The sequence below is a fragment of the Victivallis vadensis genome (assembly GCF_003096415.1).
GTDB lineage: Bacteria > Verrucomicrobiota > Lentisphaeria > Victivallales > Victivallaceae > Victivallis > Victivallis vadensis.
This window is the reverse complement of sequence record NZ_QEKH01000007.1, coordinates 22640-37358: the sequence shown is the minus strand read 5'-3', so window position 1 is coordinate 37358 and position 14719 is coordinate 22640. Positions and strand designations below refer to the sequence as shown.

Annotated in this window: 10 protein-coding genes; all 10 read left to right on the top strand. The window is 60.0% G+C overall.

Going from position 1 to position 14719, the window contains the following annotated elements; translation table 11 throughout:
- The first annotated feature begins 173 nt into the window (after window positions 1-173).
- The 10 genes from C8D82_RS05535 (at window position 174) to C8D82_RS05485 (ending at window position 14716) form a co-directional block, all read left to right on the top strand.
- Window positions 174-1169 (top strand): LacI family DNA-binding transcriptional regulator, encoded by a 996-nt coding sequence (locus C8D82_RS05535; protein ID WP_116883285.1) that lies wholly within the window; start codon window positions 174-176, stop codon window positions 1167-1169.
- 164 nt (window positions 1170-1333) lie between these two features.
- Window positions 1334-3523 (top strand): hypothetical protein, encoded by a 2190-nt coding sequence (locus C8D82_RS05530; RefSeq protein WP_116883284.1) that lies wholly within the window; start codon window positions 1334-1336, stop codon window positions 3521-3523.
- A gap of 79 nt (window positions 3524-3602) precedes the next feature.
- A complete protein-coding gene (locus C8D82_RS05525) occupies window positions 3603-4316 on the top strand; it encodes a prepilin-type N-terminal cleavage/methylation domain-containing protein (RefSeq protein ID WP_116883380.1) in 714 nt (237 codons plus the stop codon).
- A gap of 128 nt (window positions 4317-4444) precedes the next feature.
- Window positions 4445-6745, top strand: coding sequence for a sodium:solute symporter family protein (locus C8D82_RS05520; RefSeq protein ID WP_116883283.1), 2301 nt, complete (start codon window positions 4445-4447; stop codon window positions 6743-6745).
- 48 nt (window positions 6746-6793) lie between these two features.
- Window positions 6794-8557, top strand: a complete 1764-nt coding sequence (locus tag C8D82_RS05515) for a glycoside hydrolase family 36 protein (protein ID WP_116883282.1) — start codon at window positions 6794-6796, stop codon at window positions 8555-8557.
- A gap of 102 nt (window positions 8558-8659) precedes the next feature.
- Window positions 8660-9457, top strand: a complete 798-nt coding sequence (locus C8D82_RS05510; RefSeq protein WP_165832846.1) for an alpha/beta hydrolase — start codon at window positions 8660-8662, stop codon at window positions 9455-9457.
- Window positions 9458-9507: 50 nt separating this feature from the next.
- Window positions 9508-11505, top strand: a complete 1998-nt coding sequence (locus C8D82_RS05505; protein ID WP_116883280.1) for a glutaminase domain-containing protein — start codon at window positions 9508-9510, stop codon at window positions 11503-11505.
- 287 nt (window positions 11506-11792) lie between these two features.
- Window positions 11793-13376, top strand: a complete 1584-nt coding sequence (locus C8D82_RS05495; protein WP_116883278.1) for a glycosyltransferase family 2 protein — start codon at window positions 11793-11795, stop codon at window positions 13374-13376.
- Window positions 13363-14052: a type II secretion system protein gene (locus tag C8D82_RS05490; protein ID WP_116883277.1), complete on the top strand. Its 690-nt coding sequence runs from the start codon at window positions 13363-13365 to the stop codon at window positions 14050-14052. The genes C8D82_RS05495 and C8D82_RS05490 overlap by 14 nt, the downstream gene beginning before the upstream one ends.
- Before the next feature lie 139 nt (window positions 14053-14191).
- The gene (locus C8D82_RS05485) at window positions 14192-14716 is read left to right on the top strand and encodes an ATP-dependent zinc protease family protein (RefSeq protein ID WP_165832844.1); all 525 of its coding nucleotides are present in this window, start codon (window positions 14192-14194) and stop codon (window positions 14714-14716) included.
- The last annotated feature ends 3 nt before the right edge of the window (window positions 14717-14719 follow it).

The following is a 14719-nucleotide window of genomic DNA, read 5'->3' as shown; positions in this document are numbered from 1 at the left end:
TGCCGAACCCTGAAGGGGGCCTGCCCGCAATGGCAGGCTCCCTTTTTTCGTGGCGGACGTATTCGCTTCGCCGTATTATTTTTCAATTTTTCGGCTTTGGCTCTTGACATCGCGTGCCGTCTGTAGTATAATTAATGTAGAACGATCTACAAGAGTATTGCAAGGACATTACGATGCCGGAACGACAGAAGCGGGTTACACTCAAGGATGTGGCGGACTACTGCGGACTTTCGCGGAGTCTGGTCGCATTCATCATCAGCAATTCCGGCTACCGCAACAGCACGCCGGAGAACCGCCGCAAGGTGGCCGAGGCGGTCAAGGCGCTGAACTACCGGCCGAACACCGCGGCGCGGGAACTGCGGGCGCGGAAGTCCTCGACCATCGGCGTGGCGATGCCGATGTCCGGCACCGGCATCTACGGCAACATGGCGCTGGAATTGCAGCGTGAAATCAAAAAGCGCGGCTTTACGAGCCTGTTCTCCTTCTGGGGCGGCGACGATTCGGAAGAACTGCACGCGCAGACGCTTCAGACCTTCTTTGAGCGCAATATCAGCGGCGTGATCAGCTGGGACGCCTCGCCCTGTTTCCGGGAGGAGAAAATTCCGGCGGTGGTGTACGGATACCGGAACGAATTCTACGATTATGTCGTTCTCGATGAAGAACAGATGATCATCCGGGCGCTGGAGCACCTGAAGCGGTTCGGCCACCGCCGGATCGGTATTCTGAGCGTGGGGGAGCGCAACCGGTTCTTCCGCGAACATGTGGGCCGGTGCGGGCTTGAATCGAAACCGGAGTGGATTTTCGAGTTGACGTTCTGGAGCCGCCGCCCGCTGGATGCGTTCGGCAAGTTTTACCGGGAGTGCGGCGGAGTCATTCCCGATGCGCTGATCTGTCACAGCGACACCGAAGCGATCGCGGCGCTCTCCAGTGCCGCGAAACTCGGAATCCGGGTGCCGGACGACCTGTCGGTGATCGCGCTGGACAGCTCGTTCATGACTGCGTTTCTGTGTCCCGCGCTGGACTCTTTCGATCTGGATTTTTCGGAGATCACCGAACAGCTGGTGAAGCTGTTGCTGGCCAGAATCGACGAGCCTGCCGCGCCGCTGCGTTCGGTCAGGATTTTACCGCAGCTTGTTCATCGCGAGTCGGTCATCGACTGCCCGCGCTGATCGCGATTGCGGAACAGGCCGCGTGAGCGGCCGGGGATTTCTGTGCGGAAACCGTATTCTGGCGGAGGGCGATTGCTTCCGCCGGGAGTTTTTATCTTGCCGAAAGTACTTCCATTGGCGATCGGAGTGGGAGGCGGTTCTAATACAAAGGAGATATGCAAAACATGAGCAAGTATCGGAAGATGGCGGCGCTGAATCCGTCCGCCTTTCTGCGGCGTTGCGCGGCTCCCGTCGCGGCGCTGCTGGCGTGCACGGCGCTTCAGGCATCTGCGGAGATCGTTTACCACGAGGATTTTGAGGGAGATCCGGCGAAGTGGCCCATCTCGGTCTTCTACCGTGGGCAGAAACCCGGGAAATGGATTCATGTTCCCTCGAAGGAAGCGGCCTTCGGCAGGCGGGCGCTCTATCTGGAAGCCTCCGATGAAGCGCAGTGGATGTTCCTGCTGGCCGATATTCCGGCGGAGCGGCTTCACGGCAGGAAGATACGTCTTACCGCATGGTGCAAAAGCGATTTCCCCGGAAAAGCCGAGATCGGCCTGGCGAAAGGCCACTCCTATTCCGCCGGCCCCGGCAAGGTGGGGATTAAAACCACCGAAGGAAACGGCTGGGAACGGATCGTGGTGGAAGGCGAACGCGCGCCGGGAGAGATGGTGAGCCTTGCCGCCGGAATCGGCTATGGAGCCACGGGTGCCGGCATGCTGATCGACGAAGTGACGCTCGAATGCGCCGATGAACTGCCGCCGCTGCCGGAACTGAAGGCGCCGGGCACGAATTTCGTGGAGATGCGCAGGATGCGGTCGCAGCGCAGGCGTTTCGACGCCCTGGCCGACAGCTACAGACGCGACGCCGCCCTCGGGCTGCCGGTCGACGGGGAGCTGCTGAAGCGGCTGGTCACTGCGCAGGAAAACTACCGGAAAGAGAGTCTTACCCCGGCGGATGCCGCGGTGATCGCCGCCTGCCGGCAATACGCTCTGGAAGCCCGCCTGATCAATCCGTCGGTCGAATTCGACGTCGATACGCCGGTCTCCGCGAAAACGGAGCCGGAAGTGGATGTCACGATGCCCGTGAACGGTTATGAGGCGAAAATCCTGCTCGTGCGCAACCATTCCGGGCGGACCCAGTACTTCCGTCCCCGCTGGGAGGCGAAGAACGCTCCGGCCCCGCAATTGCGGCGCATGATTCCGGTCGAGGGATTTTTCGATGCGATGCCGCCTTTGCCGTTCGACAGTGTGTTCGAAGTGGCGGACGGCGAGACGAAAGGAATCTGGATCGATCTGCGCAGCCGCGACCTGAAGCCGGGCATCTACCGCGGCACTCTGGTCTTAACTCCGCTGGACCCGGCCGCCGTGACGGAACTTCGGGTTCCGGTCCGTCAGGCTGTGGCGGCAATCGAATCCCCGAAAGAGCTGCCGGTGGCGGTGTTCAACTGGGATTACGGTGTGACGAAGGATCAGGCGGATTACGAGTTCCTGCGCAAGGCCCGCGTCAATGTCTTCCATGTCAATTGCGGGAACGATGCGAAAGAGGCCGTCAACTGGGAAAAGAGCAACCTGAAACAGGTTCTGGATCAGGTCGATGCCAACGGCGACCGCGGCAAGGTGATCTTTTTCCTGGAAAACTGGTTTACCAGCGCCGCCGACAAGTGGAACGGCGATCTGGACAACTACTATCTGCAGCTCGCCGCCTATATGAAATCCCGCGGCTACGATTACGATCAGTGGATCGTCCACTGTTTCGACGAAGTGCTGGGCGACAAATTTCTCAACGCCGCGAAGAACATCAAGCGGCTGGATCCGCAGATCCGGATTTTTTCCGATCCTCCGCCGGCAAACGCGGATCAGCTGCGTCCGTTCCTTCCCTATCTGGACTACTTCTGCCTGGGATCGTGGTTCCTGCAGGAGGACGCGAAGAACGGCAATCAGGCCCTCGAACTCCTGCGGAGCACCGGGAAGCCGCTCTGGATTTACGAATGCGATTCGCAGCCGCGGCATCCGCTGGACAACTACCGCCGCATGGCGCTGAATTCCCTGCAGCGCAAGTGGGACGGGTTCACGTTCTGGAGTCTGACCGGCCTGCAGTTCCGGCACGCTTCGATCACGCCGCCGGCAGGCGTCGTCAATTACGGCATGACCTATCTGGACGAAAACGCAGTGCGCTATCCCTCCCGCCGCTGGGCGCTGTGGGAGCTGGGAGTCGATGATTACGCATTGGTCACCGCGCTCCGGGAAAAGGGGATCGACGTCGACGGTGAGATCCGGGCGATGTACGGCACGAAAGGCGCCGTCGCCCTGGATGACGCGATGGAAGCATTCAAAAAAGAGAAATTGAAGGCTTTTGTGCCCGTGGAAAAATAAACGGAATCCAGGGACCGCATCCGTTTCTCCCCTCATACCGGGAACGGGTGCGTCCCCAATCAACATAAAGGAGTGATCTATGAAACTGTATGGTGGAAAGAGGGGATACGCGCAAAAAGTGTCCGAATTTACGCTTATCGAACTTTTAGTAGTGATTGCGATCATCGCGATTCTCGCTTCCATGCTGATGCCCGCCTTGAACAAAGCGCGGGCGGCGGCCCACAGCGTCAAATGCAAGGCGAACCTCAAGCAGATCGGCACCTATTATGCGTTGTACTCCGATGAGCATGCGGGCATTATCCTGCCAAACAGTATGAAGACCGATATTCATCCGGCACTGCCGTGGTGGGAACTTCTTCTGAAATCATATATCGGCCATTACGGAGAAGAGGCCAAGACCAGAACCGTGCTCAGTTGTCCGGCCGATACCGGACACGATGCCTGGCAGGTGAGCCGGACGGCTCTGAGTTACGGTTACAATGAGTTTATGGGCGATAATGCCTACGGACCGGCTCCGCGGGAGTGGTTTATCCTCAACCAGACTGAACTTGGTCGGAAAAGCCCGTCTAGGATTATCTGCATCGGCGACTCCTGGAAGCGTTTTTGGATGGAGAATCCGGATGCCGCCTGGTTCACCGAATACTATCTGTGGCGCACGAATGTGCTGAACGTCGGTCCCTTTGCTGCCCATCCCGGCGGTATGAACGTCTTTTTCGGTGACGGGCATGTCGCGGAGCTCAACAAACCGGGATATAAGATTCTGGATGACTGGCTCGAAATAACCGGCAAATAGTCATCTTTCCCCGGCTCCCTCCGATACGCGGAAATGCCGTCCTTCCCCTGGCGGCTTTTCCGTGCCGTCGCCGTTTGCATAGAGCAGGCGGCGGGAGTTTCTAATAGATTGTTTAAGGTTGCGGACCAATGACTCTTTTTGACTGGCTGATCGTGATAATTCCCGTGCTTTTTGTGATGGGAATGGGATTTTATTCCCGCAAATATGTGAAAAGCGTGGCCGATTTTCTGGTTGCGGGGCGGTTGTGCGGACGGTATGTGATCAGCGTCGGCGACGTGGCCAACGCGCTGGCGATCATCGGGCTGGTCGCCTATGTGGAGGCGCAGTACAAAACCGGATTCGCATTGAGCTTCTGGAACGGTTTCGCGATGCCGCTGAGCATCGTGATCGCGCTGACCGGCTACTGCACCTACCGGTTTCGCGAGACCAAAGCGATGTCGCTGGGACAGTTTCTGGAAATGCGTTACAACCGCCCGCTGCGCATTTTCGCCGCGACGCTGCGGTCGCTTTCGGAGATGCTGGCCAATATGATCATGCCGGCGGTGGCGGCGCGTTTTTTCATCTACTTCTTCGACCTGCCGGAATCCATCGGACTTTTCGGCTGCCAGCTGCCGACTTTCATGCTCCTGGTGGTGCTGGTGCTGGCGATGGCGATTACCCTGATCTGCTGCGGGGGGACCCTGACGCTGGTGATTACCGATGCGATTCAGGGGATGTTCTGCTATCCGCTGCTGGCCGTGATGATCGTATTCGTGCTGTGCAAATTCTCATGGAGCACGGAAATCGTGCCGGTGATGATGGACCGGGTTCCCGGCGAAAGTTTTCTGGATCCCTTCGACGTCGGCGAATTGCGTGATTTCAACGTGTTCATGCTGATCGTCACTTTCACCACGATGATCGTGCATCACGCCAGCTGGATCGGCGCCGGGATCACCTCCGCCGCGAAATCTCCGCATGAACAGAAGATGGCGGGGATGCTCGGCACCTGGCGCAATATGCTCGGATTGATCTTTTATCTGCTGATCGCGGTTGCGGTGATCGTCGTGCTCAACCACGGCAATTTCTCCGGGGAGGCGCGCGAGATCCGCACCCGGCTTTCGACCCGCATCGCGGATGGGCTCGTCGAGGATGGCGCGCTGCGCGCCAGGCTGGTCGCCAACCTCCGCGATATTCCGGAGCAGAAGCATGTGGTCGGGCGGGACGCCCCGCTTTCCGACCGGAGCAATCTCGATACCGTCTACCTCGACACCGCGCACCGGACCCTGCTGGAAAATGAGAACGGCAATGCCGTGTTCCAGCAATTCCGCACCTTGTATTACCAGCTGATGCTGCCGGTCGCCATGCGCGAACTGCTGCCGCCGGTGATCCTCGGACTTTTCGCGCTGCTGATGGTGCTGGCGATGCTCTCCACCGACGATACGCGCATTTACAGCGCCTCGCTGACGATCACGCAGGATGTGGTCGTGCCGCTGTGCGGAAAGCCGCTGAAGCCGGAGCAGCACATCCGGGTGATCCGGCTGGTATCGGTCGGCGTCGGCGTCTTTTTCTTCTGCGGCTCGTATTTCATGTCGCAGCTGGACTACATCAATCTGTTCGTGACGCTGATGACTTCCATCTGGCTGGGCGGCTGCGCTCCCGTGATGATTTTCGGGTTGTACAGCCGGTTCGGCACCACGGCAGGGGCCTTCACTTCGCTGATCGCCGGAATGGTCATGGCGGCGGGCGGCGTGCTGATCCAGCGGAACTGGGCCGACACGGTCTACCCGTTTCTGGACGCCAACGATCTGGCCGTCGCGGTGGGGAATGCGCTTGAGACGCTCTCCGGCCCTTTCAATCCCTGGATCGTCTGGAAAATGGATGCGGTCAAATGCCCGGTCAACTCCTATGAATTCTATTTCCTGACCATGATCGTGACCGTGGTGCTCTATTGCGCGGTTTCGTACCTGACCTGCAAGGAGCCGTTCAACCTCGACCGCATGCTCCACCGCGGGAAATATGCGATCGACGGGACGAAGAAGTACAAGCTCCACTGGTCGCTGCGCGAATTTTTCGCCAACGTGATCGGCATCACGCCGGAATACACCCGCGGCGACCGGGTCATTGCATGGAGCCTTTTCGGGTACAGCTTCGTCTATTCCTTCTGCCTGGCGTTCCTGGGGGTGCTGCTCTGGAATTTGTTCTCGCCGTGGCCGCTGGAATGGTGGGGACACTACTTCTTCGTGGTTCAGCTGGCGGTTCCGCTGGTACTGGCGGCGGTGACCACCGTCTGGTTCGGCGTCGGGGGAGTCCGTGACCTTTTCCGGCTGTTCCGGGACCTCGAAAGCCGCACTTCCGTCAACGATCTCGACAACGGCGTCGTGGAAGGGCATATCTCGCTCGCCGACAAGGTGGAACTTGAAGCCGTCGACCAGGGCGGACCGGAAAAATGAACCCGCGCCGGAGCGAAGGCCCGCGCGAACAAGAGAGAAAAGCAACTTATGGTGATTGAAAGTATTCTTGGAACCCTGAATCTGAATGGAGAGACCGGCAGCTGGAGAATTGCCGTTTCCGGCCGGACCGTCGAACCCGGCCTGGAACATATCCGTATCGCAATGGAAACCGCTGCGCCGGCTCCGCCGCCGCGCCTGCTGCTCGAATGGCGTGTGCCGCTGACGGAGATGCACTTTTGCTGGCATCCGGCGGGAGGTTTCAACCGCAAAATCCCCGCCGACTGGACTGCGGCGCTGCACTCCGACCTCGCCACCTCCGCGCCGGTGCTGCTGCTCGGGAGCCAATCCGGCGAAAACCGCCTGCTGTTTGCTGTTTCCGAGGCGATGCGCCCGGTGAAAATCAAAGCCGGAGTCCATGAGGAAACCTGCGAGGCGGCCTGTTCGGTCGAACTTTTCACCTGCCCGGAAGCGCCGATCGCGGCTTATGAACTCCTGCTCCGGCTCGATATCCGGCCGCTCTTTTATGCCGAGGCGATCCGGGAAGCCTTCGGATGGCTCGCCTCTTTCCCGGAATATGAGGCGGCCGCCGTCCCGCCGGCCGCGTATGAGCCGTTCTACTCCTCCTGGTACAGTTTCCACCAGAATCTTTTCGCGCCGGAGCTGGAACGCGAATGCGCGCTGGCCGCGCGGTACGGCATGAAGGGCGTGATCATTGATGACGGCTGGCAGACCGACGACAACCGGCGCGGTTATGCGTTCTGCGGCGACTGGGAGATTTCCGAAAGGCGTTTCCCCGACATGCGCGCCCATGTGGAACGGGTTCACCGGCTCGGGATGAAATATCTGGTCTGGTTCTCCGTCCCGTTCATGGGGGACAGGAGCCGGAACCGGGAGCGGTTCGGAGGGAAGTTCCTCTACCGGCTTGAGGAGCTGGGGACGGCGGTGCTGGACCCCCGTTTCCCGGAGGTGCGGGAGTTTCTGATCTCCACCTATGAAAAGGCGCTTGTGCAGTGGGACATCGACGGCTTCAAACTCGACTTCATCGACAGCTTCCGCTTCGACGGGGAAGACCCCGCTGTCCGGGAGGATTATGCGGGCCGGGACCTCCGATCCCTGCCGGAAGCGGTGAACCTGCTGTTGTCGGAAACGCGTTCCCGGCTGGAACGGATCAAGCCGGGAATCCTGATCGAATTCCGGCAGAGCTACATCGGACCGGCGATCCGGAAATACGGCAATCTGTTCCGGGTCGGAGACTGCCCGGGGGATTTTCTGTCGAACCGGCTCGGTGTGATCGATCTGAGGCTGACATCCGGCGACACGGCGGTGCATTCCGACATGCTGGAATGGAACAGCCGCGACACGGTTGAAAACGCCGCGCTGCAGTTGCTGAACGTGATTTTCAGTGTGCCGCAGATTTCCGTGCGGCTCGCCGATCTCCCGGAGGAGCATCGGGAGATGCTGAAATTCTGGCTGGATTTCATGCACGTCCATCAGGAGGTGCTGCTGCACGGAAAGCTGACGCCGTATCACCCCGAACTCAATTATCCGCTGGTCGTCGCGGAAACGGAGACGGAGATGGTGATCGCCGTTTATGGCGGGGATCTGGCGGTGCCGGTTCCCCCGAGGCCGGGAAAATGCTGCTGGATCATCAACGGCAGCGGTTCGGGCCGGCTGCTGCTGGAGCTGCCGCTGCCGGTTCGTCAGGCCGTCTGCTTTGACGCGGCCGGGCGACAAAGTCCCGGTGCGCCGCCTGTCGCGGGGCTTTCCCGGGTGCGGCTGCCGAAATCGGGGCTTCTGGGCATTCAGTTCTGATGGGGCGGGCGGAATTTATGGTTTGAAATGGAGGATTTTTTGATGAAGAACAATGATGCCCGCCCAAACGGGCCCATCCCCTGCCGGAGAACCGGCGCAGATATGTATGATCCGGAGTATTCCCTGTGGAACGCGGCCGTTCCTTTCGGCGGAACGGAGGAGCGAGCCGCTGCGGAGCGTTTCCTGGAACCTGTCGACGGGATTGACCGGCTGACGGATGTCGCGCGCCCGACGCTGACCTTTTTTCCGGTCAGCGGCCGTGGACCGCATCCGGCGGTGATGGTCTGCCCCGGCGGCGGCTATGAGTTTCTGGCGTGGAATCACGAGGGACGCGATATCTGCGGCTGGCTCAATTCGATCGGATTCGCCGCTTTCCTGCTGAAGTACCGCTGCCCGGACCGGCGGAAAGCCGCGCGCGCCGACGCCGCGAGGGCGATGCGGTTCATCCGCTTCCATGCGGAATCGTTCCGCATCCGGCCGGACCGGCTGGGTTGCCTCGGCTTTTCGGCGGGAGCCCACCTGACGGCGTCCATCGCCGCTCCGGCGGAACCGGTGCCGTATGAGCCGGTTGACGAAACGGACCGGATGCCGTTCCGCCCCGATTATACTTTGCTGATTTATCCGGCCTATCTGTGCGGTGACGATCTCGCCCCGCAGCCGGAGTTCCGCATCGGTTCCGGGACTCCTCCCGCCTTTCTGGTTCAGGCGGAGGATGACCAGGTCCGTGCGGAGAATGCGCTTGGCTGGTTCCTGGCCCTGAAGCGGGCTTCGGTTCCGGCGGAGCTTCATCTCTTTGCCGAAGGGGGGCATGGATACGGCATCCTCCGCAGCGGCCGCCCGGTATCGGATTGGCCGCAACTTGCCTCCGGCTGGCTGCGGCGGCAGGCGAACCTGTCCTGACCGTGGGAACGGCAATCTTCAACCTCCTTATCAGAAAAGGATTTTTCATTATGACCCGACAAATGCGTTACCCGGCCGTCCCGCTGGTCGTGCACGATCCCTTTTTCAGCGTCTGGAGCTTTTCCGACCGCCTGACCGAAAGCTGGAGCTGCCATTGGGGCGGAGCCGACAGCAGGCTCTCCGGCATCCTGCGGATCGACGGCCGGAGCCGGCGTTTCTGCGGCCTCGACGGCGGTGAAGCCATGGAACAGACCGGTTGTGAAGTACTGCCGACGCGGACAATCTATACCTTCGCGGCGGACGGCGTCGAGCTGAAATTCACTTTCCTTTCGCCGCTGCTGCCGGATGATCTGGAGCTGCTCAGCCGACCGCTCTGCTATCTGGTGCCGGAAGTGCGTTCCGTCGACGGCCGGGAACACAGTGTGCAGTTCTATCTGGATTGCGGCGCCGACTGGACCGTGAACGGAGCCGGGCGCCAGGTGGCCGGAGGCCGCGGCGAAGCGGCCGGCCTGAAACTGGCGTTTGCCGGCGGGTTGAATGACCACCCGCTCCGCGAATGCGGCGATATCGTCAAGATCGACTGGGGAAGACTCTATCTGGCCGCCCGGCACGACTCGCCCGTCACGCTGCGGTATCAGAAAGCCGGAATCCTGCGCGAAAGCTTCTGCCGGGACGGCTCCATCGGCGGCTGCGACGATCTCCTCGACCCGATGACCACCTTGCAGTACGCCTGGCCGGTCTGTGCGGCCGCGCATGATTTCGGCAGAGTTGGCGCCGAACCGGCGACGCTGCTGCTGGCGGTGGCTTATGACGATGTCTTCGCACTTGAATTCCTGCATGAAAAACTGGTCGATTACTGGCGCAGGGACGGAGAAACTTTCGGCGCCATGCTGAGCAGGGGCCTGGCCGAATATTCCGAAATCGAACGCCGCGCGGCGGAATTCGACGCCCGGCTGCTCGCCGACTGCCGGAAGCTCGGCGGCGAAAACTATGCCGTGCTCTGTGCGGGGGCGTACCGGCAGGCTGTCGCGGCCCACAAGCTGGCCGCCGACCGGCAGGGCAGGCCGCTGTTCTTCTCCAAGGAGAACCATTCCAACGGCTGTGTGGCAACGGTGGATGTGACCTATCCTTCGGCGCCGCTGTTTCTGCTGATGGCGCCGGTACTGCTCGAAGGCATGCTGATTCCGATCTTCGAGTTTCTCGATTCGCGACGCTGGAAATTTGAGTTCGCCCCGCATGACCTCGGCACGTATCCGCTGGCCAACGGCCAGTACGACTGCAATCCGAAAACGCAGATGCCGGTCGAGGAGTGCGGCAATTTGCTGATTCTGACCGGAGCGCTGCTCAAGTTCGGCGGACGCCGCGACTTTGTCCGCCGGCACTACGGACAGCTCAGAAAATGGGCGGTTTATCTTGTCGGCAACGGCATGGACCCGGCGTCCCAGCTTTGCACCGACGATTTCGCCGGGCATCTGGCGCACAACGCCAATCTGGCGTTGAAAGCGATTCTCGGCCTGGGGGCCTTTGCCCGAAGCGCCGGCGCACTGGGCGAGGCGGAGGATGCGGAATATTTCCGCACCATTGCCGAAAAGTTCGCCGGGGAATGGCTGAAAGCCGCCGACGGCGGCGAATGCACCCGGCTGGCATTCGACCGGGAAGGCACCTGGAGCCAGAAGTACAATCTGGTCTATGACAAACTGCTCGACCTGAATCTGTTCCCGGAATCGCTGGCGGAACGCGAAGTCGCTTTCTATCGGGCGCACCAGAACCGTTACGGTCTGCCGCTCGACAGCCGGGCTGACTACACCAAACTGGACTGGATTCTCCACTGCGCCTGCCTGACGGGCAAAGACGACGATTTTCAGGCCCTGCTGGCGCCGGTGATCGATTTCCTGAAAGAGTCGCCCAGCCGGGTGCCGATGACCGACTGGTATGATACCCGGAGCGCGGTGCAGGCCGGTTTCCAGGCCCGTTCCGTGGTCGGCGGGTTGTTCCTCCGGCTTCTCTACGACTCCGAAACCGTTGCCGCATGGAGGCGGAGCCGCTGACTCCGGGAAGGCTGGAAAAATCGGGAAATCAGGAGCGTCAGACGGAATATACGCCGTATGCAAGTTTCCAGAAATGGGATTTCGCTCCTTTTGGAGCGCCTTGGTCGCCGAAGGCGAAATCCCGGTTCGAGAAACTTGTACACGGTGTGAATATGATCGCCTGAATGTGCGTTAATGGCTGCAGAGGGATGCGGCGGTTCGGATTCGTAACAGAAAAAAAACGTTTTTTTCGACGTATTTTATTTGAGATATCCGAATTATACGCTATCTTTATACGTTAAGCGCATATGAAATTCGATCTGACACAACTCGACCCGATTACAAGGGAATTTGTGCAGAGCAATCCGGGGGGATCTGCGATTCAGGTGTCGAGCCGCGGCCAGCGGCTCTATTATCTGGCGGTCGTACTCCTGCTTTTGTTCCTGCTGAAATTCCGCTGGGATTATTTTGTCTTTTTCGTGACCGGCTACTTGATGATCTGGTACGCGGCTGCGGTGTTTTTCCGCGGCGGCGCGGCGGTGCTGTCGTGGTTCGGGCAGGGCGAGGAAATCGTCTCCGATGCGGAAGTCGCGGCGCTCGACGAAAAGGAGCTGCCGGTCTACACCATTTTGCTGCCGCTCTATCACGAGGCGAATATCGCCGAGAAGATCGTCCGCAACATGGGCCGTCTCGACTACCCGAAGGAGAAGCTTGACGTGAAGCTGCTGCTCGAAGCCGACGACGACGAAACCCGCCTCGCGCTGGAAAGGACCGGGCTGCCGCCCTATTGCGAAGTGGTGACCGTTCCGGACGCGCCGCCCAGGACCAAGCCGCGCGCCTGCAATTTCGGCCTGCGCCGGGCGCGCGGCGAATTCAGCGTGATCTACGACGCCGAGGATGCGCCGGAGCCGGACCAGCTCAAGAAAGCGTATATCGTATTCCGGCGCGACCAAGAGAAAAAGGTTTTGTGTGTGCAGGGCAAGCTCAACTACTTCAACGCCCGGCACAATTTGCTGACCCGGCTGTTCACGGTGGAGTATTCGACCTATTTCGACCTGACGCTGTCCGGTTATCAGCTCTTCAACCTGCCGCTGCCGCTCGGCGGCACCAGCAACCACTTCCGCACCGCCGAGCTGCGGGAGGTCGGCGGCTGGGACCCCTTCAACGTGACCGAGGATTGCGACCTCGGCATCCGCATTTACGAGCGCGGTTACAAGACCCGGCTGGTCAATTCCACGACCTACGAGGAGGCCAACGCCCATGTCTGGAACTGGATCCGGCAGCGTTCGCGCTGGGTCAAGGGATTCATCCAGACCCATCTGGTCCACTATCGCAATCCGTTCCTGACGGTGAAGCGGCTGGGGCTTTACGGGGCTTTCGGCGGATTCCTCGCGGTCGGCGGCAGTGCGATGATGATGCTGACCAACCTGATCTTCTGGACCGTGCTGCTGATTTACGCCGGGCTGCTGATCCACGGCTTCTCCCACGGACTCGGACTCTACGACCAGATCGTCGGCCCCCATCTGCCCGGCGGCGCCTACGAGGGAATCCGGCTGGGCGGCATGAGCTTCCGCGCGTGGCCGCTGGTCTATTACGGGCAGGGGGAGGACCCGTTCTGGGCGGTTTTTTCTCAAATATTTTTCGCAGGCTCCTTGATTATGCTGTTCGCCAATTTTATATTCATCGGTATCGGGGTGGCGGCATGCGTAAAACGGAAATTTTATTACCTGATTCCGGTTTCATTGCTGATGCCGTTCTATTGGCTGTTGATCTCCATCGCGGCATGGAAAGGATTCATCCAGATTTTCACCAAACCGTTTTACTGGGAAAAAACCATACATGGCCTGACCACGGATCCAATCACGGAGGAGGAACTTCATGAAACCACGTAAGCCGTTTACACTCATTGAGTTGTTGGTCGTTATCGCGATCATCGCAATCCTGGCCGGCGTCATGCTGCCGGCCCTGAACAAAGCGCGGGACAAGGCGCGCAACACCGCCTGTTTGAACAACCTCAAACAGTTCGGGCTTGCCTTCGTCGCCTACCGGGGGGATTTCAACGACCGGATGCCGCCGTGGATTTCCACGATCTATCCGGACTATATGAGCGCCGAAAAGAGCTATCACTGCCCCAAGGACGGCAACGGCCCCGGCACCGCCGCGAAAGATTGGAAAGCGCGCGAGGACAATGAATATCATGCTTCCTACGACCGGCCGGGCAACACCGGGGTGACGCAGAATCCCAACACCGACGTGGACGCCAATCCCGGAAAGGCGGTGGATAAGATCAGTTATTTCTACGAGTTCAGCGATGCGTTGTGTGAATTCGGCACGGATGCGGATAAAACGAAGAGCTGGAATGCGAAGAAGGAGTCGGACATCCGCCACGGCGTCTGCACGGAGACGGGGGAGTACAAGGACATCCGGTACTCCACGATCCTGAGCTTCTTTCCGACGCTGCGCTGTTTCTGGCACCTGACCGACAAGAACAAGCCGGTGCAGAATGTGTCGTATTCCGGCAATACGTTCTTCAGCCCGTTGAAGTGGGAAGACGGCTCCTGGCGCTGACCGCCTTGCCGCCGGGGTGCGAAAAGATTGCCTGATTGTCATCGCCGCCGTTCCGGGGGCGGATTGACAAATAAGCAGAACACCGCTATTTTATATACAGGAAATTGCGGTGTTCTTTTTCTATTTCATGGAGTACTATATGAACCTGGTCCTTTTGTTGCTGCTGTCCGTTGTCCTGTTCACGCTTTCCGGCTGCCGTGAAGCCGTTTCCGGCGTCCCGGAGGCTCCGCCGCGTCCGGCGGCGGTCACCGACCTGCCGCTCGGCATCATCGGCGAAACCGAGGCGGTTTATCTGGACGGTTTCAAGGCTCCTTTCGAGGCGCGGATCGACACCGGCGCGACCACCAGCTCCATCGATGCCCGCGAGGTCCGCACTTTCGAGCGCGACGGCAAGAAGTGGGTCCGGTTCCTGGTGGTCAACCGGACTTCGCAGGAGAAACGGAACTATGAGCTGCCGGTCGCGCGCACCGTCCAGATCAAGCGGCATGAAGCGGAATCCACCACCCGGCTCTCGGTGATGCTGACCTTCCGGATCGGCCACCTGACGCTGGAACGGGAATTCACCCTTGCCGACCGTGAAAAATTCGAATATCCGGTGCTGCTGGGCCGCAATGTGATCAGCGGGCTGGCCGCCGTCGATCCGTCGCGCCACAATACCCTGTAATTA

Excerpts from the sequence above, each read along its gene's own strand:
- C8D82_RS05510 (WP_165832846.1), top strand. The coding sequence starts at position 8,660 with ATGTATGATCCGGAGTATTCCCTGTGGAACGCGGCCGTTCCTTTCGGC.
- C8D82_RS05525 (WP_116883380.1), top strand. The coding sequence starts at position 3,603 with ATGAAACTGTATGGTGGAAAGAGGGGATACGCGCAAAAAGTGTCCGAA.
- C8D82_RS05535 (WP_116883285.1), top strand. The coding sequence starts at position 174 with ATGCCGGAACGACAGAAGCGGGTTACACTCAAGGATGTGGCGGACTAC.
- C8D82_RS05520 (WP_116883283.1), top strand. The coding sequence starts at position 4,445 with ATGACTCTTTTTGACTGGCTGATCGTGATAATTCCCGTGCTTTTTGTG.
- C8D82_RS05515 (WP_116883282.1), top strand. The coding sequence starts at position 6,794 with ATGGTGATTGAAAGTATTCTTGGAACCCTGAATCTGAATGGAGAGACC.
- C8D82_RS05490 (WP_116883277.1), top strand. The coding sequence starts at position 13,363 with ATGAAACCACGTAAGCCGTTTACACTCATTGAGTTGTTGGTCGTTATC.
- C8D82_RS05485 (WP_165832844.1), top strand. The coding sequence starts at position 14,192 with ATGAACCTGGTCCTTTTGTTGCTGCTGTCCGTTGTCCTGTTCACGCTT.
- C8D82_RS05505 (WP_116883280.1), top strand. The coding sequence starts at position 9,508 with ATGACCCGACAAATGCGTTACCCGGCCGTCCCGCTGGTCGTGCACGAT.
- C8D82_RS05530 (WP_116883284.1), top strand. The coding sequence starts at position 1,334 with ATGAGCAAGTATCGGAAGATGGCGGCGCTGAATCCGTCCGCCTTTCTG.
- C8D82_RS05495 (WP_116883278.1), top strand. The coding sequence starts at position 11,793 with ATGAAATTCGATCTGACACAACTCGACCCGATTACAAGGGAATTTGTG.